Source organism: Pseudomonas sp. GW821-FHT07G06, assembly GCF_058986625.1.
Genome location: NZ_JBYSVW010000013.1, coordinates 197,107 through 217,777 on the forward strand (window position 1 = coordinate 197,107; position 20,671 = coordinate 217,777).

A 20,671-nucleotide genomic window follows, 5' to 3' on the forward strand; every position below is an offset into this window, starting at 1 on the left:
GACGAGCGGCATCCGGCCTTACCTTCATAACAACAACTCAAAGGTACAGACGATGTTCTGGAAAAAGAGTCCTTGCGCCGTTTTGGCAACGCTGATGGTGATTCACCTGCTGGCCCAGGTGGACCGCAACATCCTGCTGGGCTTCGCCCCGCAAATCACCGGCGAGCTGGCGATCAATAATGCCCAGTACGGCTTTCTGGTCGGCGCGGTCTGGGTCCTGAGCTACGGGGTGATGGCGGTGTTTCTCGGCGCCCTGGCCGACCGGCACAGCCGGCCACGGGTGATCGGCGCCGGCATGCTGGTCTGGAGCGCCTGCACGATTGCCTCAGGCTACGTGCAGAACTTCGAGCAAATGGTGGCGGCGCGCTTTCTGGTGGCCACCGGTGAAGCCGCGCTGGTGCCTGCCGCCACGGCACTGTTGATGGAGTTGTTCTCGGAGAAGCGCCGGGGCACGGCGATGGGCCTGTTCTACCTCGGCATTCCGCTGGGCATCGGTTGCAGCTTTTTGTTGGCGGGTACGCTGGGCGCCGCCCATGGCTGGCGCACCACGTTCCACTTCCTGGGGCTTGCCGGGATTGTCATCGGCCTGCCGTTGATGTTGATGAGCGACAAACGCAGCAGCCACGCCGTGCAGGAACGCGGCGCGTCCCTGACGACGCAGATGGCCGAAGTGTTCGCGGAGCTGCGCAGCAACCGCGTGGTGCGCTACACGGTGGCCGGTTTCGTGTTGGCGCATCTGGTCTATCCGGGCATTTCGTTCGCGCAATTGTGGATCGCCCGCGAACGCGGCATGGACCCGGCGACCATCGCCACGACCATGGGCGTCATGCAGATTGTCTTCGGTTCGCTGGGCGCTTTGGCCGGTGGCGTCTTGAGCGATCGCCTGGCCCCGCGTTTCAAGGGTGGCCCCGCCAGTGTGCTGGTACTGCTGGTGCTGGTGAGTGCGCCGTTCATGATCGCTTATCGCCTGGTGCCGGCGGATTCGCCACTGTTCTACGTCGGCATGGCGGTGGGCATTTTCATGTTGATGTCGCTGTACGGTTGCGCGACCACCGCGATCCAGGGCGCGGTGCCTGTGCGCATGCGTTCGACGGTCATGGGTTGCTCGATGTTGCTGTTGAACCTGTTCTCGGTGGCGCTCGGCACCTTTGTCGTGGGCTGGATCAGTGATGTGCTGACGACTGCCGGCGTGGCTTCGCCGCTGAGCCGTGTGTTGCTGGTCAGCGACATTCTGGCGCTGCTGCTTGGTGGCTTGTTCTTTTATGTGGCGGCGCGGATCAAGCGCGAAAGCACGCGTGCGCTGCCGGCCATGGGAATCAAGGTCTAGCTTATGTCCAGGTCCGCCGTCATTCAGTTTCAGTCGGTTGTCAGCCAGTACCTGCCGGGTGTGCTGGCGAGCATTGTCGTGGCGATTGCCGCGCGCTTCCTGGCTGATCAATACCACGCGCCGGTGATGCTGTTGGCGCTGCTGCTCGGCATGGCCATGAATTTCCTGGCGGCGGGGCCGAGCAAGCCGGGTATCGACTTCAGCGCCCGGGAAATCCTGCGGGTGGGTGTGGCCCTGCTGGGGCTGCGCATTTCCCTGGAGCAGATTGCGGCACTGGGCTGGCATCCGGTGCTGATCGTTGTGGTGTCGGTGGTGGTGACCATCGTTGTGTCCATGCTGGCGGCGCGCGCCATGGGCTTCAACGTGCTGTTCGGCCTGTTGTCCGGTGGTGCCACGGCCATTTGTGGGGCTTCGGCGGCGCTGGCCCTGGCGGCGGCGTTGCCCGCCCATCATGCCAAGGAACGCGCGACGCTGTTCACGGTGATTGGCGTGTCCAGCCTCTCGACCCTGGCGATGATTGTCTATCCGGTGATTGCCCGGGCGCTCGGTCTGGATCCGCTGCAGGCCGGGGTGTTTCTCGGCGCCACCATCCATGACGTCGCCCAGGTGGTGGGTGCCGGGTACAGCATGTCCCATGACATCGGCGATACCGCCACGGTGGTGAAACTGATGCGCATCGCCATGCTGCTGCCGGTGATCGTCTGCGCAGTGTTGATCACCCGGTCCCAGGGCGGGAACGACACCGGTCAGCGACCGCCGTTGCTGCCCTGGTTTGCCGTGGCCTTCGTGGTGCTGGCGACAGTCACCAGTTTCGGCTGGTTGCCTGCGGCGGTGCAGAGCCTGGGCAATCAGATGTCGAGCTGGTGCCTGGTGGTCGCCATCAGCGCGCTGGGCATGAAAATCCAGCTCAAGGAGCTGGCCACGGTGGGGCTCAAACCCATTGTGTTGATGGTCGGTGAAACCGTGTTCCTGCTGGGGCTGGTGTTGCTGTTGATACGACTCGCCGGTTGAGTCGGGTCGTTTCATACCGCGCAGGATGCTGAGTCCGGCGGTATTGATCGGGTTACTTGAATGAATCGAACACTCCCCTGATGGGGATAAGAGTGGTGAGCACTGTCGCGCCCGAATCGGGTGGCCAGATGTTTTTTCATGAACATAAAACAACAACAAGAAAAGATCGGAGCCAACGTATGCGGATCAACAAAAAACTCGGTGTGGGTGTGTGGGAGCCAACACTGCTGGCCTCTGCGCTATTTATCGCGGCATTGCCGGCGGCTCATGCCTTTGAACTCGATACCGGAAATGAAGACTGGACGGTACGTTTCGACAACACCTTCAAGTTCAACTATGCCCAGCGGGTGGAAAGTCCCAACAGCAAGTTGGCCCGCTCATGGAACAACAACGACGGTAACCGTAACTTCTCTTCGGGCAGTGCGGTGTCCCAGCGCCTGGACGTGCTCTCGGAACTGGATGTGGCCTACCAGAAGAAGATGGGTTTTCGGGTCAGCACCAACAGCTGGTACGACCATGCCTACGACAATGTCGGCAGTGACAACGCGGCGACCAACCAGTTGAACAGTGGTCGCCCGGACTCGCGCCATGTCAGCGGCTATGTCGATCGCTATTACAACGGGCCGTCGGCGGAAATCCTCGATGCCTTCGTTTTCGGCAGCACGGAAATCGGTGACGAGTCGATCCTCAGCGCCAAGCTCGGCAAGCACACCCAGTACTGGGGCGAGAGTGTCCTGGCCTTCGCCCACGGCAACAGCTACGGCCAGTCCGGCCTGGACATCACCAAGGCGCTGGCGGTGCCAGGTACCGAAGCGAAGGAATTGTTCATCCCGCGCAACCAGCTGTCGATGAGCTTCACGGTCAACCCGGAGCTGACCCTGGGTGCGCAGTATTTCCTCGACTGGGACGCTTCGCGCCTGCCGGAATCCGGGACCTATCTGGGCTTCAACGACGGCATCCAGAACGGCGGGCACAACCTGTCGCTGATCGGTGGCTTGAATCCGCGTTTCGGTACGCCCGGACCCTTGGGGGCGAACCAGTTCCTGCGCTTGAGCAATGGCCATACCTTTACCCCGGACAAGCATGGCGACTTCGGGCTGATGGCCAAGTGGAGCCCTGAGTGGCTGGACGGCACGCTCGGCGTCTACTACCGCAAGACGTCCGACATCCTGCCCAACCTGGTGCTGCAACCGACCGCTGTCGGGCCGGCGCAGCTGATCTCCGGCAACATCGGCAGCTACAACCAGTTCTACGTCGATGACATCGATATCTATGGCCTGAGCCTGTCGAAAAGCGTTGGCGATGTCAGCGTCGGATTCGACCTGAACTACCGCGAAAACATGCCGCTGGCCAGTGTGCCAGGCACCGTCAATGCGGCGGCGGCCGCCGCCGGGGTGCCAGGCTTCATCGGCAGCTTCAACGGCGAAAACGGCGTGGCGCGCGGCAACACCGTGCACGCGGTGCTTAACGGCCTGACGACTTTCGGCGACACGCCGCTGTGGGACAGTTCCTCGTTGCTGGTCGAACTCGGCTACAGCCGCTGGCTGAAAGTGACCGACAACAAACAGCTGTTCAAGGGCGAAGACTGGTACCACGGCACCGACAAGGTCACCCGCGACAACTACATCATCGGCGTCAACTTCAACCCGACCTGGTACCAGGTGTTCCCCGGCGTCGATATGTACATGCCGATGACCTACAACGTCGGCCTCAATGGCAACTCCGCCGTGCAGTTGGGCGGCAACGAAGACTCCGGCAGCTACTCGGTCGGCGTCGGCTTCGACATTCGCAACCAATACCGCTTCGACCTGAAATACGTGGACAACTTCGGTCCATTCGATACCTGCAGCTCACCGGGCAGCGCAGGCAGTCAGGGCGACGGCACCGCACCGGGTGTGAACGGACAGTACAACTGCACTCCAGGACAAACCACCGCTTTCGGCGGTACTCCGGCCCAGCTCAAGGATCGCGGCATGGTGACGGCCACCTTCAAGACAACTTTCTGATTCGCGATTGCTTAAAACCCAATCAGGAGAACGACACAATGAAATGCATGCACACTCTGTTGACCGCCTCGGTTGCGCTGGCCTTCGCCGGCCTGGTCCAGGCCGCCGTACCCGCCGCCGATGCCGCCAAACTGGGCAGCAACCTGACCGCCGTCGGCGCCGAGAAGGCCGGTAATGCCGACGGTTCCATCCCGGCCTACAACGGTGGGCTGACCAGCCTGCCGGCAGGCTTCAAGACCGGTGACACTTTCCGCCCGGATCCATACGCCAGCGAGAAACCCTTGCTGGTGATCGACGGCAAGAACGTCGCGCAGTACAAAAACCAGCTGACCGCCGTCACCGTCGAACTGGCCACGCGTTTTCCAAGCTTTCGCGTCGAGGTCTACCCGACCCACCGCAGCGTCGCGCTGCCGCAAAGCGTGCTGGACAATACCTTGAAAAACGCCACCGGCGCCAAGTCGCTGGAAGGCGGCAACGCGATCGAGAACGTGCTGCCTGGCGTGCCGTTCCCGATCCCGCAGTCGGGCGCCGAGGCCATGTGGAACCACCTGTTGCGCTATCAGGGCGTGGCTTATTCCACCAAGTACGATTCGTGGAACGTGGATTCCTCGGGCTCGCAGAACCTGGCGACCAGCGGAGAGGTGGTGAACTCGTTCCCGATATTCGAAGACCCAGACAAGGTTATCGATGGCAAGGACACCTACTTCCAGACCCGCCTGTTGTATACGGGCCCGGCGCGCCGTGCAGGCGAGGCGATCATGCTCAAGGACGCCGCCAACCCGCTGGCGCAGGCACGCCGTGCCTGGCAGTACTTGCCCGGGCAACGCCGCGTGAAGCTGGCACCCACCCTGGCCTACGACACGCCAAACCCGGGCACCGCAGGTTCCGGCACTTATGATGATGTTTATGTCTTCAACGGTGCGCTGGATCGCTATGACTGGAAACTGGTCGGCAAGCAGGAAATGATCGTGCCGTACAACGCCTACGCCCTGAGCTATCTCAAAGACACGAAAACCTTGACCACCCCGAATCACCTGGCGCCGCAGTTCGTGCGTTGGGAGAAACATCGGGTGTGGGTTGTTGAGGGCACGCTTAAGGCGGGTGCCCGTCACGTCTATAGCAAACGTCGCTTCTATCTGGATGAGGACAGCTGGGTCGCTCTGGCATCGGATCAGTACGACGCCCGTGGCCAGCTCTATCGCGGTTCGTTCAGCTTCCTCTCGCAAAGCTACGACGTGACAACGCCCAACACCACGCCGCACGTGATCTACGACCTGGTCGGCGGTACCTACAACATCAACGGCCTGTCCGGCGCCTACGGCGGCATCAAGTACATCGCGCCGCTCTCCAAGGCGCAGTGGTCGCCGGATGCGCTGGCCGGTAACGGTATTCGCTGAGCCAACCGCAAGCAAACGCTCGCACGATCCACTGTAGGAGCGAGCTTGCTCGCGATGGACCAGAGGGCGACGCGGGCATCCAGACAGCACGCGTCATCGTTAACGTCCATCGCGAGCAGGCTCGCTCCCACATGACCTGCACGACGCGGTTTTCCGAAGAGGACGCAGCATGTGTTCGTACAAAAATCATATTTGGCGTTGGGCGTTAGGCGTTGTGCTCGGCCTGTCGCAGGGTATCACCCAGGCGGCCGATTACGTCGATGTGCTGGACATGCCCGCCAGGGCCAGTGCATTGGCCGTGCGTAGCCCGTTGCTGGATGTCGCCAATGCCGGGCAACGGCTGGTGGCGGTCGGGCAGCGCGGGCACATTCTTTATTCCGACGATTGCGGCCGGCAATGGCAGCAGGCGAGCGTACCGGTCAGCAGTGACTTGAGTGCGGTGTATTTTGCTTCGCCGCAGCAGGGCTGGGCCGTCGGCAACGATGGCGTGATCCTGCACAGCAGCGACGCCGGCGTGACCTGGAACAAGCAACTGGACGGTCGACAGATCGGCGCGTTGCTGGTCAGGCATTACACGGCGCTGGCCACTGCCGAGCCGGCCAATGAGCAGTGGCCGCTGTTGGTCGCTGACGGCCGGCGGCTGGTCGAGGAGGGCGCCGACAAGCCGCTGCTCGACGTCTGGTTCGCCGACGACAAGGTCGGCTACGTGGTCGGGGTGTTCAACCTGATCCTGCGTACCGAGGATGGCGGCCAAAGCTGGACGCCGTTCCAGGACCGTACCGACAACCCGCAGAGCTTTCACTTGAATGCCATCGCTTCGACTGGTGATGCGCTGTACATCGCCGGCGAGCAGGGCCTGCTGCTGAAATGGGAGGCGGTACAGCAGCGTTTCGCCGCACTGGCCACGCCGTATCAGGGCAGTTTTTTCGGCGTCGTCGGCAAGCCCGGCGAAGTCGTGATCTACGGCCTGCGTGGCAATGCGTTGCGCAGTACCGATGGCGGGTCGAGCTGGACGCCGTTCGACACTGGCCTGCAGGTCAGCGTCACTGCCGCCACGATTGATGCCCAGGGTCACTTTCGCCTGTTCACCCAGGCGGGGCACATGCTCGCCGATCAGCGCGATAACGCCCAATTGCAATTGATGCCGCAACAGAACCCGTCACCGGTCGCCGGTGCCACCCTGGCCGTCGATGGTTCGCTGGTCGTGGTGGGTATGCGTGGCGCACGTGCGCTTCTCAAAGAATAAGAGCCAGAACATAGAGCGAGTACTCAGACATGGCCCCTACCAAGCAAGACAACATGCCGGTGATCCGCGACCTGCGCGATTTTGATCGGCGCTCCGGCAACCTGCTGGAACGGCTGGTGTTCAACTATCGCCCGCTGTTCATCGTGCTCATGACCCTGGCCACCCTGGTGCTGGGCTACATGGCGGCGACCCGTCTGGAGCTGCGCCCCGGCTTCGAAAAAATGATCCCGCAGAGCCAGCCGTACATTCAGAATTTCCTCGAGAACCGCCACTCGTTGCGCGGCCTGGGCAATTCGGTGCGCGTGGTGGTGGAGAACACCCAGGGCGACATTTTCGACCCCGAATACCTGAACGTGCTCAAGCAGGTCAACGATGAGCTGTTCCTCACCGAAGGCGTCGACCGCGCCTGGATGAAATCGCTCTGGACCCCGGCCGTGCGCTGGACCGAAGTCACCGAAGAGGGCTTTCAGGGTGGCCCGGTCATGCCCGACAGTTATCAGGGCTCGCCCTCCGATATCGAGCAGCTGCGCCAGAACATCAACCGCGCCGGCATCGTTGGCAGCCTGGTGGCCAGCGACTTCAAGTCGAGCATGTTGATCGTGCCCTTGCTGGACAAGGCTTCGGCTACGGGGAACGGCATCAACTATCACGCGTTCTCGCAAATGCTCGAAGAGCGTCTGCGCGACAAGATCGAATACGCCGGTGACCCTGCGGCGCGCAAGGCCGGGGAGGAGGGCAAGGGGCACTACAAGGTGCGGGTGATCGGTTTTGCCAAGCTGATCGGCGACCTGATCGACGGCCTTATCCAGGTGATGATGTTCTTCGGTCTGGCCGTGGTCACCTCGCTGGTGATCATCTACCTCTACACCCGCTGTGTGCGCAGCACCTTGCTGGTGGTCGGCTGTTCGCTGATCGCGGTGGTCTGGCAATTGGGCATCGTCGCCTGGTTGGGTTATGCCATCGATCCGTATTCGGTGCTGGTGCCGTTCTTGATCTTCGCCATTGGTGTGTCCCACGCCGCGCAGAAGATGAACGGCATCATGCAGGACATCGCCCGTGGCACCCACAAGCAGGTGGCCGCGCGCTACACCTTCCGCCGCCTGTTCATCGCCGGGGTCACCGCGTTGCTGGCCGATGCGGTGGGTTTCGCCGTGCTCATGCTGATCGATATCCCGGTGATCCAGGACCTGGCGATCACCGCCAGCATCGGTGTCGCGGTGCTGATTTTCACCTCGCTGCTGCTGATGCCGGTGGCGCTGTCCTTTGTCGGCGTCGGTAGCAAAGCCGCCGAGCGTGCGCTGCAAATCGACACGCGGGCGAGCGCGCATAAAGGCTTCGGCAAACTGTGGGACAGTCTTGACCGCTTCACGACAGCGAAGTGGGCCACCGGTGCCGTCCTCGTTGCAGCCTTGCTCGGGATCGGCGGATTCGTGGTCAGCCTGCAACTGAAAATCGGCGACCTCGACAGCGGTGCGCCGGAGTTGCGCGCCGACTCGCGCTACAACCGCGACAACGCCTACATCACCCAGCATTACGCGCTGTCCAGCGACCTGTTCGCGGTGATGATCAAGACCCCGGCGGAGGGCTGCCTGAACTACAAGACCCTGATCCTCGCCGACCGCCTGGCCTGGGAGCTGCAACAGTATCCGGGCGTGCAGGCCACGGCTTCGCTGGTCAACGCGGTACGGCAGATCACCGCCGGCACCTACGAAGGCAACCCCAAGCTCAACAGCATCCAGCGCAACCAGGACGTGCTCAACTACGCCGCGCAGCAAGCCTCGGTCAACTCCCCGGAGCTGTTCAACACCGAGTGCTCGCTGATGCCGGTGATCGCTTTCCTCAAGGATCACAAGGCCGAAACCCTCGATGCGGTGGTGGCGATTGCCGACAAATTCGCCAGGGAAAACAGCAGCGACGATCGCCAGTTCCTGCTCGCCGCCGGCAGCGCCGGTATCGAGGCGGCAACCAACATCGTGGTGCGCGAGGCCAATCGCACCATGCTGCTGTACGTGTACGCGGCGGTGACGCTGTTCTGCCTGATCACCTTCCGCAGCTGGCGGGCCACGCTGGTGGCGCTATTGCCGCTGGTACTGACCTCGATCCTCTGCGAAGCCTTGATGGTGGCCATGGGTATTGGCGTGAAGGTGGCAACGCTACCGGTGATTGCCCTGGGGGTTGGCATCGGCGTGGATTACGCGCTGTATTTACTCAGCGTCCAGCTGCAATACCAGCGCCAGGGCCTGCCGCTGTCCCAGGCCTACCGCAACGCCGTGTCTTTTACCGGCCGGGTGGTCGGCCTGGTGGGCATTACCCTCGCCGCTGGCGTGGTGTGCTGGATCTGGTCGCCGATCAAGTTCCAGGCCGACATGGGCATGCTGCTGACCTTCATGTTCCTGTGGAACATGCTGGGTGCATTGATATTGATCCCGGCGCTGTCGCATTTTCTTTTGCGAACTCATCACGTCCTGGGCAAGAAAACGGACGAGATGACGTCTGAAGTGTCAGTTGTCGAGGCGTCGCAAGGGCTTGAGCACTGCGACGCTGACCAGGCGGGTAAGGGCAGGATGCCCGTCAGTCGGGTGGAGTAAAGGGATATTCCGGGTTATGCGCCCTGCGGCACTAGCGATGGTTGCGATAGCGTTCGGTCAAGGACTGCACGAGGGTGACGTAGGATTGCGTCTCGGCGTAGGGAGGCACCCCGTTGTACTCGGCCACGGACGCTTCGCCGGCGTTGTAGCCTGCCAACGCCAGCACCTGGTTGCCGTTGAAGCGCTTGAGCAGCCAGGCCAGGTAGCGCACGCCGCCACGAATGTTCTGTCGTGCGTCGAACGGATCGTCCACGGCGAAACGCTCGGCGGTGGCGGGCATCAACTGCATCAGCCCCTGGGCGCCGGCCTCGGAAATGGCGTAGGGGCGAAACGCCGATTCGGCATGTATCACGGCGCGGACCAGCGCCCGGTCGACACCATAAAGACCCGAAGCGGCTTCGATCTCCCGCCGATAGGATTGGGTGTCCAGGCGCAGTGAGGCGACCTTGAAATCCTTCGGCGCCCTGCACAGGTAGCAGCCCTTGATGTAATAGAGATCAATGACATCGACCCGTGCGGAAATCCCCACGGGGCGCCGGCTCACATATTGACGAACACCCCTGTGGATGAAGGTGAACATCCGAACCCGCACCGCGTCCGAGTTGTCGTCCCGCACAAACCGTGGCAGGGCCATTGCCTTGGCGCCGACACCGGCGCCCGCCATGCCATTGAGGCGAGTGCAGCGGGCGCTGGCGATGGCTTGGCGGGTGTAGCTGATGGCACCGTCCCTGGCTTGGCACTTGTACATGGCGCTGGCGCACAGTGGAGCGACCAGCAAGGCCAGCCCGATGCCGCCAAGAAGGCTCTTGCGAGCCCATCGCCATGCTCTGCAACTCATCACATCGCTCCGCGCCACAGGCGCCGATCAGGCCTGGGCGCTGCCTTTGGAGGGGCTGTTCCGGGTGATCCGCCGTTTGTTCTGATAGTTATACGCCTTGTAACCGGCCTTGGAACTAGCGTTGACGTACGGGCTGCTTGCGACCCATTGCGGTCATTGGCAATTCTCTATTGCAGCCATTCCCAGGTTGCACATCCATGCGGGCATGCACCCAGTCGATGTTGAGCTACTCTTTTCTTGCCGGTTCCCAATGAGGAACTCGCCATTGGCGGATGCCTGGTTCAGGTGTCCAATTCTCCTGGCGCGACGGGAGGCATGCGATGCGGCAACCCAAGATCGTAATCGTCGGTGCAGGATTGGTTGGCGGATCAGCAGCCCTGTTTGCGGCCGTAGCTATTCCAAGTGCCGAGATCGTCATCATCGATGTCGAGCGAATACGAGCCGAAGGGCAGACGCTGGACCTCACCCACGCAGCAGCATTCTGGGGGCACAATCGCTTCTATGCCGGTGATTACGAGAACGCACGAGACGCGGACATCATCGTCATCACCGCTGGTGTCGGTCTGAAGCAAGGGCAGACTCGTCTGGACTTGGCCAGAACCAATGCGGCCATTGCAGCGCAAGTTGTGGATCGCACTGCACCGTTGGCCCCGGATGCAATCTACGTAATCGCGACCAACCCCTGCGATGTGTTGACCAGTGTCGTTTTTGACCGCCTGCGTTGCGCGCGCGAGCGCGTTATCAGCACCGGCACATCCCTCGATACCGGGCGACTGCGATCGCTGCTCTCCGAGCGGCTGGGCGTCGTGGCGCCTGCGATACACGCCTACGTTCTCGGCGAACACGGCGAATCCGCGGTGATCGACTGGTCCGGCGCGACGGTCTGCGGAATGCCCCTCGATATGTTCCTGGCCAGGAGCGGCAAAGAATTGGGGCCTGCCAGCCGCGATCTGATCCTGCGCTCCGTGCACGAGGCAGCCACGCTCATCAAGGAAGGCAAGGGCGCCACCCACTATGGAGTCGCCAGTGCGATTGGGCGAATTTGCCAGGCCATCGTACATAACACCGACCTCATTCTGCCGGTCGCTGTCGTGCATGCTGAAGTCGAAGGCGTACCAGAGGTGTGTTTGTCGCTGCCGATGGTGGTCAATGGCAGAGGTGCGCAGTTACTGGCCTATCCGGAGCTCGGCCCCATCGAGCGCGAGGCCTTGCAGCGCAGTGCGTGCATCGTCAAAGAGGCAACCGACAGCGTGCTTCTCGCCCGTTAGGGAAATTGCGCACGCTCTGAATAAACCGAACAGTGCCGCCAAGAGGTTTATATCATGGCTGTATTACCCGCAAAGGATTCGCAACCTGCAACCCCGGCCGTGACGAAACCGACGCCATCGGAAGGGCACCTCAGTAATGTCTGGAAATTTCTCGTCCCGGTGGGCATAGGTATCGTCCTCTGGTTCCTGCCGGCGCCGGCTGGCCTCGACGTGAAGGCATGGCACATGTTCGCCGTGTTCGTCGCCACCATCGCCGGCATCATGACCGCCCCTCTTCCGATGTCGGCGGTAGCCATTATCAGCGCCACGGTGGGCGTACTGGTTGGCGTCGTGAGCTTTGCCGACGTCACCAAATCCACGGGGACGGACCTCGTCTGGCTGGTGATGCTCGCCTTCTTCATCTCCCGAGGCGTGATCAAGACCGGACTGGGGCACCGCATCGCACTCCTGTTCATGCGGCTGCTGGGCAAGCGAACCCTGGGGCTGGGTTATGGACTGGTCATGACTGAACTCCTTATCTCGCCCGCCATGCCCAGCATCACCGCTCGCGCCGGTGGGGTGATGCTGCCGATTACCCGAGCGATGTCGGAGGTCCTCGGCAGCCATGCCGATGACCCTGAATCGCGCGGCAAGGTGGGGAACTACCTGATCCTCTGTGCCTTCCACGCCAATATCATCACCGCAGGCATGTTCATCACGGCGATGGCGGGAAATCCCCTGGCGGTCAAGATGGCCGCAGACCAGGGCGTCTCAATCAGTTGGCTCGAATGGGCGGTGGCAGCATCAGTTCCCGGTTTGTTGTGCCTTGCCCTCATTCCGGTGGCCTTGCTGTGGATTGTCCGGCCGCAGATTCGCCAGACACCCGATGCGAAGGCCCTGGCACAGAGAGAACTCCTGGCAATGGGGCCCATCTCGGCCAAGGAAATCATCATGGCGGTGATCTTCGTTGGCTTGCTGGTGCTTTGGATTTTCGGTGAGGATCTGAAAATCGGAGCGACGCTGGCGGCGGCTCTCGGTGTCTCGTTGCTGTTCATCACCGGCGTACTGACCTGGCAGGATGCCCTTAATGAGAAATCCGCCTGGGACACCATGATCTGGATCGGCCTGCTGATCATGCTGGCCTCCAAACTCAATGAGTACGGCATGGTTTCGTGGTTCGGCAAGGAGTTCGGGGCATACCTGGAGGGTTTCCCTAGGCTGGCTGTCTATATGCTGGTGGCGGCGATCTATTGCTACATCCATTATTTCTTCGCTAGCGCCACGGCACATATCAGTGCTCTGTTTCCCCTCTGCATGGCGCTTATGGTCGCTGCCGGCATCCCGCCATTCACAGCAGCGGTCGCTCTCGGCATCCTGAGCAGCGTCAACGGTTGTCTGACCCAATACGGCATCGGTTCCGGGCCGGTCATGTTCGGTGCCGGTTACGTCACCCAGGGGGAATGGTGGAAGACCGGCTTCTTGATGAGCGTCATCTACATGGTGATCTGGCTGGTCGTCGGCCCGCTTTGGTGGCAGTTGCTTGGACATGTTTGAGACGGCACCTAAAGTAGGGGCTGATTCTTTAAGAGCCTCACTGCCGCTTTCGTGATAATAGCGCTGTCTTCCTGCACCCTCTGTATTGGCAGGAGGAGGGATCTCGTTTCATTTCACCTTCAAAACCAGGATTGATCATGCGGATCTGGATGAGGGGCACAGAGCAGCTTGTCAGCCTATTGATGATGGCTGCGGGTATTGGCCTTGTCGCAATCATCACGAATGCGCAGGTTCTCGCCGCACCTCAAGTCACTCAAGAGATAAAAGGCTTGCTGGACTTTGTCGAACACAGTGAGTGTCAGTTTGTGCGCAATGGGAGCGAATACCCAGGTCCCCGCGCTCGGGCACATCTGGAGCAGAAACTGAAATATCTCGAAGGCAAGAACATGGTGAACAGCGCAGAAGACTTCATCGATCTTGCTGCCACTAAAAGCAGTATGAGCGGCCGCGCCTATGAGGTGCGATGTCCAGAAGGTGTAGAACCGGCAAACACGTGGTTGAAGAGAGAACTACAGAGGCAACGGCAACTGCATTGATTTTGCCTCAAGTCCGATAACAGTCTGAATGGCGCTCCGTGGTCAAGAAGCAAAGCGATCGACTTTTTCCGGGTGTTACATCTTTCCCCTGATTCAAAGAGACTCCTGATCGTCTGCTTCTGGCCGTTTTCTGCCGGTCACGAAGGGCTACAATCGGCCAGAAGCGGTCATCGAGTGTCTACAAGTCGAGTGGTGATCCAGGTTGGCCCCGTGCTGCACGAACTACAAAATAGCCAGGGCCTCGCGCCCGTGAAAGGCCGGTTCTACGCAAGCAACCTCACAGACGGCAGTTGTAAATCAAAAGCTTTGCCCATTACTTGTGGGGAGATTCCATATATGCATTGTTGGCGTCTGCTCCGCGTTGCTTTTGTGCTTTGCGCCAGCGCTCAAGAAGCTCACTATTGCCAGACGCCACTTCAATAAGCATCTGCAATGACAAGATAGAGCCAGGAACAATGCTTGTCTCATCAATTTCCTGTCCGTCAAAATCTGGATTGCTGGCAATTTCAAGGTTAACAACCCACCACACCTCTATTTTTCGCAGCAGCTCTAATAGCTCTTCGAAATGAGCTTCATGCTTTGATTCAACCTGGCCTGTTACCACTTCAAATAGTTGGTGCGCTAACAAATTTCTAGTTCTTTTGAGCTTTTCGTACCGCTCCAAATCTTCACTGCCTATGGCTCCACTTTCTTGCAGCCAATCAAATGATGCGTAAAGCGCGCTCTTGTTACGATACAAAACTCTATTCTGGTACTCAGGGCTAATGATTGGGCCGTTTTCGTCCCAGCCATCTGCATAAAAATTGCGCAGGCGATCAATCACCGCGTTTTTAAGTATCTCAAATGCTGTGATGAACATTGTCGCTAGAAAAAGAGAGGGTTTGACCACGTCAGGGTCAAGAAAGCGTTCCCAGCGTTCAGAGGTAGTTTCCATTATATTCCTAACACTTGGTTAAGGGGCTGGCTTTAGCCCGTCCCAGCAAGCGAAGCTAACGATTTGAACCACTTGTTAGATATTAGGTTTTTCCCCATGCTCAAATCGGGCTTCCCTAGCTGTTAGTAATGCGTGCTCAATGGACATTTCTCGGAAGCCATCGCAGCAGTTTCCTTTAACCGTATCGTAAACTTCGTTTTGAATTGTGATTTTTCCGCAACCATCGCACTGCAAAAACATATCATTGTACCCCCAAAACATTAGATCACCACATTCATGGTGTGAGTTTGGGGTCAGAACTTTTAGATACCCATTTCCGTTTTCAAGAAAAGGTATTTCTTCAAATGCAAGAATAACAAGCTCGCCAGATTGATTTGAAAACTCCTGCATGAGGTTCTCATCATAGTCAGGTCTACCCTTGACCTCGAAATAGCCAAACTCTGGCAGAAAAAAATCTGGCAAGTATGGCGTATCATTAACCACAAAACCTTCTTGCTCGTATATCCATTTAATTCCAGCGACATCAAAAAATACCGCCCATCTGGCCTCTAAACGGGATCTGAATTTGTGTCCTTTATATCGAGTCTGAATCGCTTTGAGCATGGATTCCAATCTCCTGTAAAAAGGCCTGACTACTAATGAGGCGGCATTGCTGACGGATAACACGCCTTGCGTTGCTTGTAACATCCATTGTCATGTAGTAACCCCTGATTGGTAGGGACGCGAAAATGGAAAGCGCGACTAAGCCAGGCGCAACAACGACATGAAAGGCAACACGTACCAAACCAGCCAAGGTGACGTGATGGCTAGACGTTACCGATCGGCCTCAAGGCTGTCTAGCTAACGTGTAGGAAAGTGTGGATATCACAGCGATGAAAAGCAGGTCAAAACAGGTGTGAGTTAGCTATAAATCAGTAATAGCAAGGCTTGACGGGAGAGCGCTGTCAGAAGAAAAGGCTCGAACTCCATAGATCAGTGAATCGCCACCGGTTTCGTAGACATATTCAAGAGGCTGCTTCTGGCCGACTTCAGCCCGAGCTGACCGGTTGAATCCACAGTCGATTGCTACCCTTCGTGAAGGGTAGTTAACGGCCCAAAGCAACCCTTTGCTCAATACCAAGCAACGTGAGACGCCCACAAACGCTTTGATGAGACAAAGGATTGCCTCGCTCCCTATCCTCCCGCCTCACGCACTCCTTGAACTGGACGTAGTTCGTAGGAATCCATACACGGAGTCGAATTTTATTTCAATAACAAAGAGCTTGGAGGGTAACATTAACGGCTCATTTCTTCTTTTCATCGAGACGTCTAAATTGTGTGGCGGTAAGCGCCGCGGAAACCTTCAGCGAGCCTTTATATTCCCGGTAGCCGGAAACCATGTCGCAGAAGTAGTTGTGATAGGAAGCGAGCCACGCGAATTTTGCAAAGACAACTGGAACGGTGGCATAGGCTTTGAGCGCCGACTCTATCTGCTTTTTATGGCGGCGAAGTGAACTATCATCGAGATAATCTTGATCGTCACCTTCTATAATGCATTCCGCCAGATAGTTCAAAAAATAGCGGCCATCAGGACCTTTCAACACATGCCTAAGTTGGGGGGCAATCCCACTGGCGTAGTACGTGAGGTGTTTGTCCACCAGCTTCATTGTGTTATCACACAAAACGACGACGGGGTTGACAGCAACTTTGCTCTCAAGACGATAGGCCTCAAGCAGGGCTGCTCCATATACGCTGTTCTCGTCCATGAATAACAGATCTACCGCTAGGCCGCCTCGGATGAAAAAGCCTTTCAACGCCATTTGAAACTGATATTCGTTGATGGCCCACAGGATGAACCCGAACTCGGATTCCATATCATCGCTGAACCGGGGATGGGCCAGCACCACGTTGTCAGTGAATGACTTGAAATAGAGCATCGACTCATGGGTGCTCTTCTTGAACTGGGCAATACTCTTGGCGAGAATTTTGTGAAAACTCTCCAACAACTTGTCTGCTCCGCCGTCCTTGTAGCCGGTTAAAATTCTGTCAGAAAAGCCTAGGACATCAAGAAAGGCGCAATAGGATAGCCGATGTACTGGCTTGCCAGCGGAGAAGTAGTCGGACTTCCCCTGATTCTGTTTTGTGGTGGTCTTCATCATCGAATCCAAAGAGCTGCTGTAAGCCTCGCAGCATAGCGTTAGTGTAAATTGTTTATTTCGCTTTAAAAGTCGGGCGTATTAGTCGTGATTTCTGCTTCACACCTGGCTCGCTGAGGGACTTCATTGCTCCCCTGCAGCCCGCTTTGGTTTGCGGAATGTGTAGAGCATCCGATTGCGTCTTAGCGATCCCGATATCAGGCTCACCTGACTATTGAATCGGATGGTACGTCCCTCAAATCGGGCGACATAAGTGCCGCCCATCAAAAGAACATCAAATATCAGGAAAACTCAGGCCGTATGGATGCCGGTGTATTCTCAAAGTTTGCAATTCGTGTCAGCGCTGAAACCACAACGAAGTGGCCGTAAAACTCATGAATTACTGAAATTGACGATTGAAACTCATCTATCCCAGTAGCATTTAAAAAATCGGCGCCCATGATTTTTACTTTGTAAATTTCATGACTGTAACCTTTAGCATCTGTGACCCTAAAATCTAAAATTTCCGCTATAGGCCCTCCGTTCAGAAGGTGGGTTTTCCAGTAGTCCTTCATCATCTTTAAAAATTCATGAGAACCGTCGGAGCTTTTCTCATTAAGATTCATGTAGAGGTGCTTTACCCTGTAGCAGTCTGGATTAATTTTTTTCTTTGTTTTTTTATATAGAACCCCGTGAGTCAGACAATCAAAGAAAGAATTCAGTCTGGCGGTGTCAACCGAGAATCCATATCCCTGTGGCTGCTTGGTTAGGTCCTTGAAGATTTTCTTAAATAGAGAACTGTTATTACGCATCAGTTGAGGCTTGACACTGGACTCGAAAACCTCTGATGCATTGCTTTGCACATCGGTTATACAATTTACACAAATATTGGCCAGAGCATATATGTCGTCCTTGTTTTTATCGTTATTGTGCACCTTGCATGACTTTACAGTCATTAGATTTACTTTTTTAGAGTCTGGAAAGAAAGATTGCGGTGGGATATGCTCTTTGCTGTTTGCATGATTTTCACAGCCGGGAAAATAACAACTGACCATTATGGCGCTCCATACTGAATTTTTTCCTGATTGCTCAGACGCGACTGGGATCTTAACAGGGCTCATTGTGGATATGATTCCACGCGTTTTTTAACTCTTAAAAGCAATGGAAAGCCGCCTGACTATCGGTTGTTAGTCGAAGAATCACCCCAAGCTTAACATTCGCTTCTAACCGGTAACTGTCAATCTCCAACGACCGCTTCGGGTCGCACGCGGGCCTTCGCGACAGGCACCGATAGGCCGGAAGCAGCCATTCGCGAGTGCACGCTTTGAGCCGATAGCTACCCCGCTCACCGATATCCAAATCCAGCGGTTCGGAATTCTGTTTCGAGGGAAGAAATGTTGGCCACGAAGGTCATCCTTTCTTACTTGGGCCCACTCGGTTCTACTGATCCGCATGGGCGTATCGCCAGGGGTTAAGCGGGTAGGCCGCCATCTAACAGGGTGACCGGTTATTCGTTTTGTACCTGGCAGGAGCAGCTTGCTCATGCAGTCACTTTACCGGCCAGACCATCAGCCGCGATTTGAGCAACAAAGCCTTGCCCACTGAAAAATCACCGCAGATTAAAAAATCAATTTGCCTGCCGCCGATCTGAGTTTCCGTATCATTCTGACCGGCAACCATAGCCGAAGCGCTGATTGCATTTTGATTCGCCCAATCACGGAGTTTTGTAAACTCGTCTTTACGCATTTTGCTCATGGGTACCAAGCGCGAAATAGTCGTTTCAAAATCATCCATAGTCAGGTCGCTTACATTCAGTTCGACGATACAGGCCCACGATGCTGGTGGGCCTCCGGAGGGCAAGATGAATGTTTAGTTAACCATGACCTCGTCCAGTGCCTGCTCGAGCGTGCTGACCGTGCGCTCGATATTGTGCAGCTTTTCGAGCCCGAACAGACCGATGCGGAAGGTCTGGAAGTCGGCCGGCTCGTCGCATTGCAACGGCACTCCGGCGGCGATCTGCAGGCCGTGGTCGGCAAATTTCTTGCCGGTCTTGATGTCGGGATCATCGGTGTAGCTCACCACTACGCCAGGGGCCTGAAAGCCGGCTGCAGCCACGCTTTTGATGCCTTTGCCGGTCAACATCGCGCGCACCCGATCGCCCAGCGCCTGTTGTTCGCCGCGGACCTTGTCGAAACCGTAGGCTTGCGTCTCTTTCATCACTTCGTTGAATCGCGCGAGGGAATCGCTGGGCATGGTCGCATGGTAGGCATGTCCGCCCTGTTCGTAGGCCTGCATGATCTGCAGCCACTTTTTCAGGTCGCAGGCGAAGCTGCTGCTTTGCGTCTGTTCGATGCGCTCGAGGGCCAGGGAACTGAACATCACCAGGGCGCAGCAAGGGGAGGCGCTCCAGCCTTTCTGGGGTGCGCTGATCAGCAGGTCGACTGCGCATTTGTGCATATCAACCCAAATCGTGCCTGAGGCGATGCAGTCCAGCACGAACAGGCCACCCACCGCATGCACGGCGTCGCCCACGGCCCGCAGGTAGTCGTCGGGCAGGATAATCCCCGATGAGGTTTCAACGTGGGGGGCGAAGACAATCTGCGGCCTCGAAGCCGCAATGGCAGCCAGCACTTCGTCCAGAGGGGGTGGGGTGTAGGCAGCCTGGCGACCCGTGTCGACCGGTCGGGCTTTCAGCACCGTGGTGGCCGCCGGGATGTTGCCCATCTCAAGGATCTGGCTCCAGCGATAACTGAACCAGCCGTTGCGTATCACCAGGCATTGCTGGTCGGTGGCAAACTGTCGCGCCACCGCTTCCATGCCGAATGTGCCGCTGCCCGGGACCACCGCAACAGCCTGGGCGTTGTAGACCTGTTTCAGGGTCGTGGAAATGTTCTTCATCACGCCTTGAAATGACTGCGACATGTGATTGAGCGAGCGGTCGGTGTAGACCACTGAATACTCGACCAGCCCCTCGGGATCGATATCGGGATATAGCTTTGACATGGGGTGACTCCTTTGACAGGGATCTCAGTGGTATCGACCCTGCCCTAAGCCTTCGCAAATGACAAGATTGCTCGGGATGGAATGGCGACTTCTGTCGAGCGGCTGGCATCAACAGGTCGATGACTGGACGTGGGCGTAGCAATGCTCGCCGGTGGCTGCTGAGTTGTGGGAGGGTGGGCCTTAAAGGTTCCTGCCTCCTTGCGTTCCGTCGATAACGACCAGTTACGAAGGGCAGGAACCGACCTGTAGCGGACATTTGAAAATGCCCCTTCGCCTGCGCACTGTTCATCTTTTTAGCTCCTTTACCGACGTTGATTGATCAGTGGAGCCGTACGAGCCATCCTCTCTGAAGGTTGTCCGTAATACCTCAGGAGATAGTGAGCGGGCTGACAATGTAATGTTGGCTTAATACTGAAGCGCTTATATCCACGCGCAATCAGCGCCTGCGCAAGGCAGCTACAAGCATGTGTTCAATTGATTGTTAGTGCCATATCTGACGGCTACACTCCAACCCCATGAAACGCTACCTGCGGCTTTGCCTCATTTTCATGATTAGCCTGGCGCTTCCCCTCAGCGGGATGGCGGGCGTTCAGGCACCGACAGAACCATGCCCAATGAAGTCGATGGGCATGGCGATGATGGACGACATGGGCATGGATTGTTGCAATGATATGAAAAGCCCAACCGAGCATGGCAAGCCCTGCAAGCCAGGCCAGGAATGCAAGACAGGCGGCATGCTGCAAGTCACGATCCTCAAGCCTCCTGTCACCGTGTTCAGCCCCGTAGTTTTTTCCTACTCCAGTGATTCCCTGCCTGTACAAACCCCGTCCGGGGTATGGCGACCGCCTCGCGTTTGATTCCTGTCCAGCA

The 20,671-nt window shown here is 57.6% G+C and carries 17 protein-coding genes; 10 read left to right on the plus strand and 7 right to left on the minus strand.

Annotated features, from left to right (window positions below; all coding sequences use genetic code 11):
• Positions 1-52: 52 nt before the first annotated feature.
• The 6 genes from AC3WJW_RS22000 (at position 53) to AC3WJW_RS22025 (ending at position 9,575) form a co-directional block, all read left to right on the plus strand.
• Positions 53-1,327, plus strand: a complete 1,275-nt coding sequence (locus tag AC3WJW_RS22000; RefSeq protein WP_493727374.1) for an MFS transporter — start codon at positions 53-55, stop codon at positions 1,325-1,327.
• A gap of 3 nt (positions 1,328-1,330) precedes the next feature.
• Positions 1,331-2,338, plus strand: coding sequence for a YeiH family protein (locus tag AC3WJW_RS22005; RefSeq protein ID WP_493727375.1), 1,008 nt, complete (start codon positions 1,331-1,333; stop codon positions 2,336-2,338).
• A 179-nt stretch (positions 2,339-2,517) separates the two neighbouring features.
• A complete protein-coding gene (locus AC3WJW_RS22010; protein ID WP_493727376.1) occupies positions 2,518-4,344 on the plus strand; it encodes a DUF1302 domain-containing protein in 1,827 nt (608 codons plus the stop codon).
• Positions 4,345-4,382: 38 nt separating this feature from the next.
• Positions 4,383-5,741 carry a DUF1329 domain-containing protein gene (locus tag AC3WJW_RS22015; RefSeq protein ID WP_493727377.1) on the plus strand — a complete coding sequence of 453 codons (1,359 nt, stop codon included), beginning with the start codon at positions 4,383-4,385 and terminating at the stop codon, positions 5,739-5,741.
• A 169-nt stretch (positions 5,742-5,910) separates the two neighbouring features.
• Positions 5,911-6,987, plus strand: coding sequence for a WD40/YVTN/BNR-like repeat-containing protein (locus tag AC3WJW_RS22020; protein WP_493727378.1), 1,077 nt, complete (start codon positions 5,911-5,913; stop codon positions 6,985-6,987).
• Between the two features lie 29 nt (positions 6,988-7,016).
• Complete coding sequence (locus tag AC3WJW_RS22025; RefSeq protein WP_493727379.1) at positions 7,017-9,575, plus strand: efflux RND transporter permease subunit; 2,559 nt, start codon at positions 7,017-7,019, stop codon at positions 9,573-9,575.
• Positions 9,576-9,606: 31 nt separating this feature from the next.
• Here the strand turns inward: AC3WJW_RS22025 and AC3WJW_RS22030 are convergent, their stop codons facing one another.
• Positions 9,607-10,413 carry a lytic transglycosylase domain-containing protein gene (locus AC3WJW_RS22030; RefSeq protein ID WP_493727380.1) on the minus strand — a complete coding sequence of 269 codons (807 nt, stop codon included), beginning with the start codon at positions 10,411-10,413 and terminating at the stop codon, positions 9,607-9,609.
• 320 nt (positions 10,414-10,733) lie between these two features.
• Here AC3WJW_RS22030 and AC3WJW_RS22035 point away from each other — a divergent pair, with 320 nt between their 5' ends.
• From AC3WJW_RS22035 to AC3WJW_RS22045, 3 genes are all read left to right on the plus strand, one after another.
• Complete coding sequence (locus AC3WJW_RS22035) at positions 10,734-11,681, plus strand: lactate/malate family dehydrogenase (protein ID WP_493727381.1); 948 nt, start codon at positions 10,734-10,736, stop codon at positions 11,679-11,681.
• A gap of 54 nt (positions 11,682-11,735) precedes the next feature.
• The gene (locus AC3WJW_RS22040; RefSeq protein ID WP_493727382.1) at positions 11,736-13,214 is read left to right on the plus strand and encodes a DASS family sodium-coupled anion symporter; all 1,479 of its coding nucleotides are present in this window, start codon (positions 11,736-11,738) and stop codon (positions 13,212-13,214) included.
• A gap of 137 nt (positions 13,215-13,351) precedes the next feature.
• Positions 13,352-13,750 (plus strand): YfeK family protein, encoded by a 399-nt coding sequence (locus AC3WJW_RS22045; protein WP_493727383.1) that lies wholly within the window; start codon positions 13,352-13,354, stop codon positions 13,748-13,750.
• A 313-nt stretch (positions 13,751-14,063) separates the two neighbouring features.
• Here AC3WJW_RS22045 and AC3WJW_RS22050 read toward each other — a convergent pair whose 3' ends face one another.
• From AC3WJW_RS22050 to AC3WJW_RS22075, 6 genes are all read right to left on the minus strand, one after another.
• The gene (locus AC3WJW_RS22050) at positions 14,064-14,684 is read right to left on the minus strand and encodes a hypothetical protein (protein WP_493727384.1); all 621 of its coding nucleotides are present in this window, start codon (positions 14,682-14,684) and stop codon (positions 14,064-14,066) included.
• Between the two features lie 75 nt (positions 14,685-14,759).
• A complete protein-coding gene (locus tag AC3WJW_RS22055) occupies positions 14,760-15,287 on the minus strand; it encodes a PDDEXK family nuclease (protein ID WP_493727385.1) in 528 nt (175 codons plus the stop codon).
• A 680-nt stretch (positions 15,288-15,967) separates the two neighbouring features.
• On the minus strand, positions 15,968-16,819 hold the full coding sequence (locus AC3WJW_RS22060) for a hypothetical protein (RefSeq protein ID WP_493727386.1): 852 nt from the start codon (positions 16,817-16,819) through the stop codon (positions 15,968-15,970).
• A 281-nt stretch (positions 16,820-17,100) separates the two neighbouring features.
• Positions 17,101-17,919, minus strand: coding sequence for a hypothetical protein (locus tag AC3WJW_RS22065; protein ID WP_493727387.1), 819 nt, complete (start codon positions 17,917-17,919; stop codon positions 17,101-17,103).
• A 427-nt stretch (positions 17,920-18,346) separates the two neighbouring features.
• A complete protein-coding gene (locus tag AC3WJW_RS22070; protein WP_493727388.1) occupies positions 18,347-18,592 on the minus strand; it encodes a hypothetical protein in 246 nt (81 codons plus the stop codon).
• Positions 18,593-18,667: 75 nt separating this feature from the next.
• Positions 18,668-19,801: a pyridoxal-phosphate-dependent aminotransferase family protein gene (locus AC3WJW_RS22075; protein ID WP_493727389.1), complete on the minus strand. Its 1,134-nt coding sequence runs from the start codon at positions 19,799-19,801 to the stop codon at positions 18,668-18,670.
• Between the two features lie 515 nt (positions 19,802-20,316).
• On the opposite strand from AC3WJW_RS22075, the gene AC3WJW_RS22080 reads away from it, so the two are divergent.
• Entirely contained in the window at positions 20,317-20,658 is a 342-nt protein-coding gene (locus AC3WJW_RS22080; protein WP_493727390.1) for a hypothetical protein, read from the plus strand.
• The last annotated feature ends 13 nt before the right edge of the window (positions 20,659-20,671 follow it).

Excerpts from the sequence above, each read along its gene's own strand:
- AC3WJW_RS22065 (WP_493727387.1), bottom strand. The coding sequence starts at position 17,919 with ATGAGCCCTGTTAAGATCCCAGTCGCGTCTGAGCAATCAGGAAAAAAT.
- AC3WJW_RS22000 (WP_493727374.1), top strand. The coding sequence starts at position 53 with ATGTTCTGGAAAAAGAGTCCTTGCGCCGTTTTGGCAACGCTGATGGTG.
- AC3WJW_RS22070 (WP_493727388.1), bottom strand. The coding sequence starts at position 18,592 with ATGGATGATTTTGAAACGACTATTTCGCGCTTGGTACCCATGAGCAAA.
- AC3WJW_RS22040 (WP_493727382.1), top strand. The coding sequence starts at position 11,736 with ATGGCTGTATTACCCGCAAAGGATTCGCAACCTGCAACCCCGGCCGTG.
- AC3WJW_RS22010 (WP_493727376.1), top strand. The coding sequence starts at position 2,518 with ATGCGGATCAACAAAAAACTCGGTGTGGGTGTGTGGGAGCCAACACTG.
- AC3WJW_RS22050 (WP_493727384.1), bottom strand. The coding sequence starts at position 14,684 with ATGGAAACTACCTCTGAACGCTGGGAACGCTTTCTTGACCCTGACGTG.
- AC3WJW_RS22005 (WP_493727375.1), top strand. The coding sequence starts at position 1,331 with ATGTCCAGGTCCGCCGTCATTCAGTTTCAGTCGGTTGTCAGCCAGTAC.
- AC3WJW_RS22045 (WP_493727383.1), top strand. The coding sequence starts at position 13,352 with ATGCGGATCTGGATGAGGGGCACAGAGCAGCTTGTCAGCCTATTGATG.
- AC3WJW_RS22055 (WP_493727385.1), bottom strand. The coding sequence starts at position 15,287 with ATGCTCAAAGCGATTCAGACTCGATATAAAGGACACAAATTCAGATCC.
- AC3WJW_RS22030 (WP_493727380.1), bottom strand. The coding sequence starts at position 10,413 with ATGAGTTGCAGAGCATGGCGATGGGCTCGCAAGAGCCTTCTTGGCGGC.
- AC3WJW_RS22075 (WP_493727389.1), bottom strand. The coding sequence starts at position 19,801 with ATGTCAAAGCTATATCCCGATATCGATCCCGAGGGGCTGGTCGAGTAT.
- AC3WJW_RS22015 (WP_493727377.1), top strand. The coding sequence starts at position 4,383 with ATGAAATGCATGCACACTCTGTTGACCGCCTCGGTTGCGCTGGCCTTC.
- AC3WJW_RS22060 (WP_493727386.1), bottom strand. The coding sequence starts at position 16,819 with ATGAAGACCACCACAAAACAGAATCAGGGGAAGTCCGACTACTTCTCC.
- AC3WJW_RS22080 (WP_493727390.1), top strand. The coding sequence starts at position 20,317 with ATGAAACGCTACCTGCGGCTTTGCCTCATTTTCATGATTAGCCTGGCG.
- AC3WJW_RS22035 (WP_493727381.1), top strand. The coding sequence starts at position 10,734 with ATGCGGCAACCCAAGATCGTAATCGTCGGTGCAGGATTGGTTGGCGGA.
- AC3WJW_RS22020 (WP_493727378.1), top strand. The coding sequence starts at position 5,911 with ATGTGTTCGTACAAAAATCATATTTGGCGTTGGGCGTTAGGCGTTGTG.
- AC3WJW_RS22025 (WP_493727379.1), top strand. The coding sequence starts at position 7,017 with ATGGCCCCTACCAAGCAAGACAACATGCCGGTGATCCGCGACCTGCGC.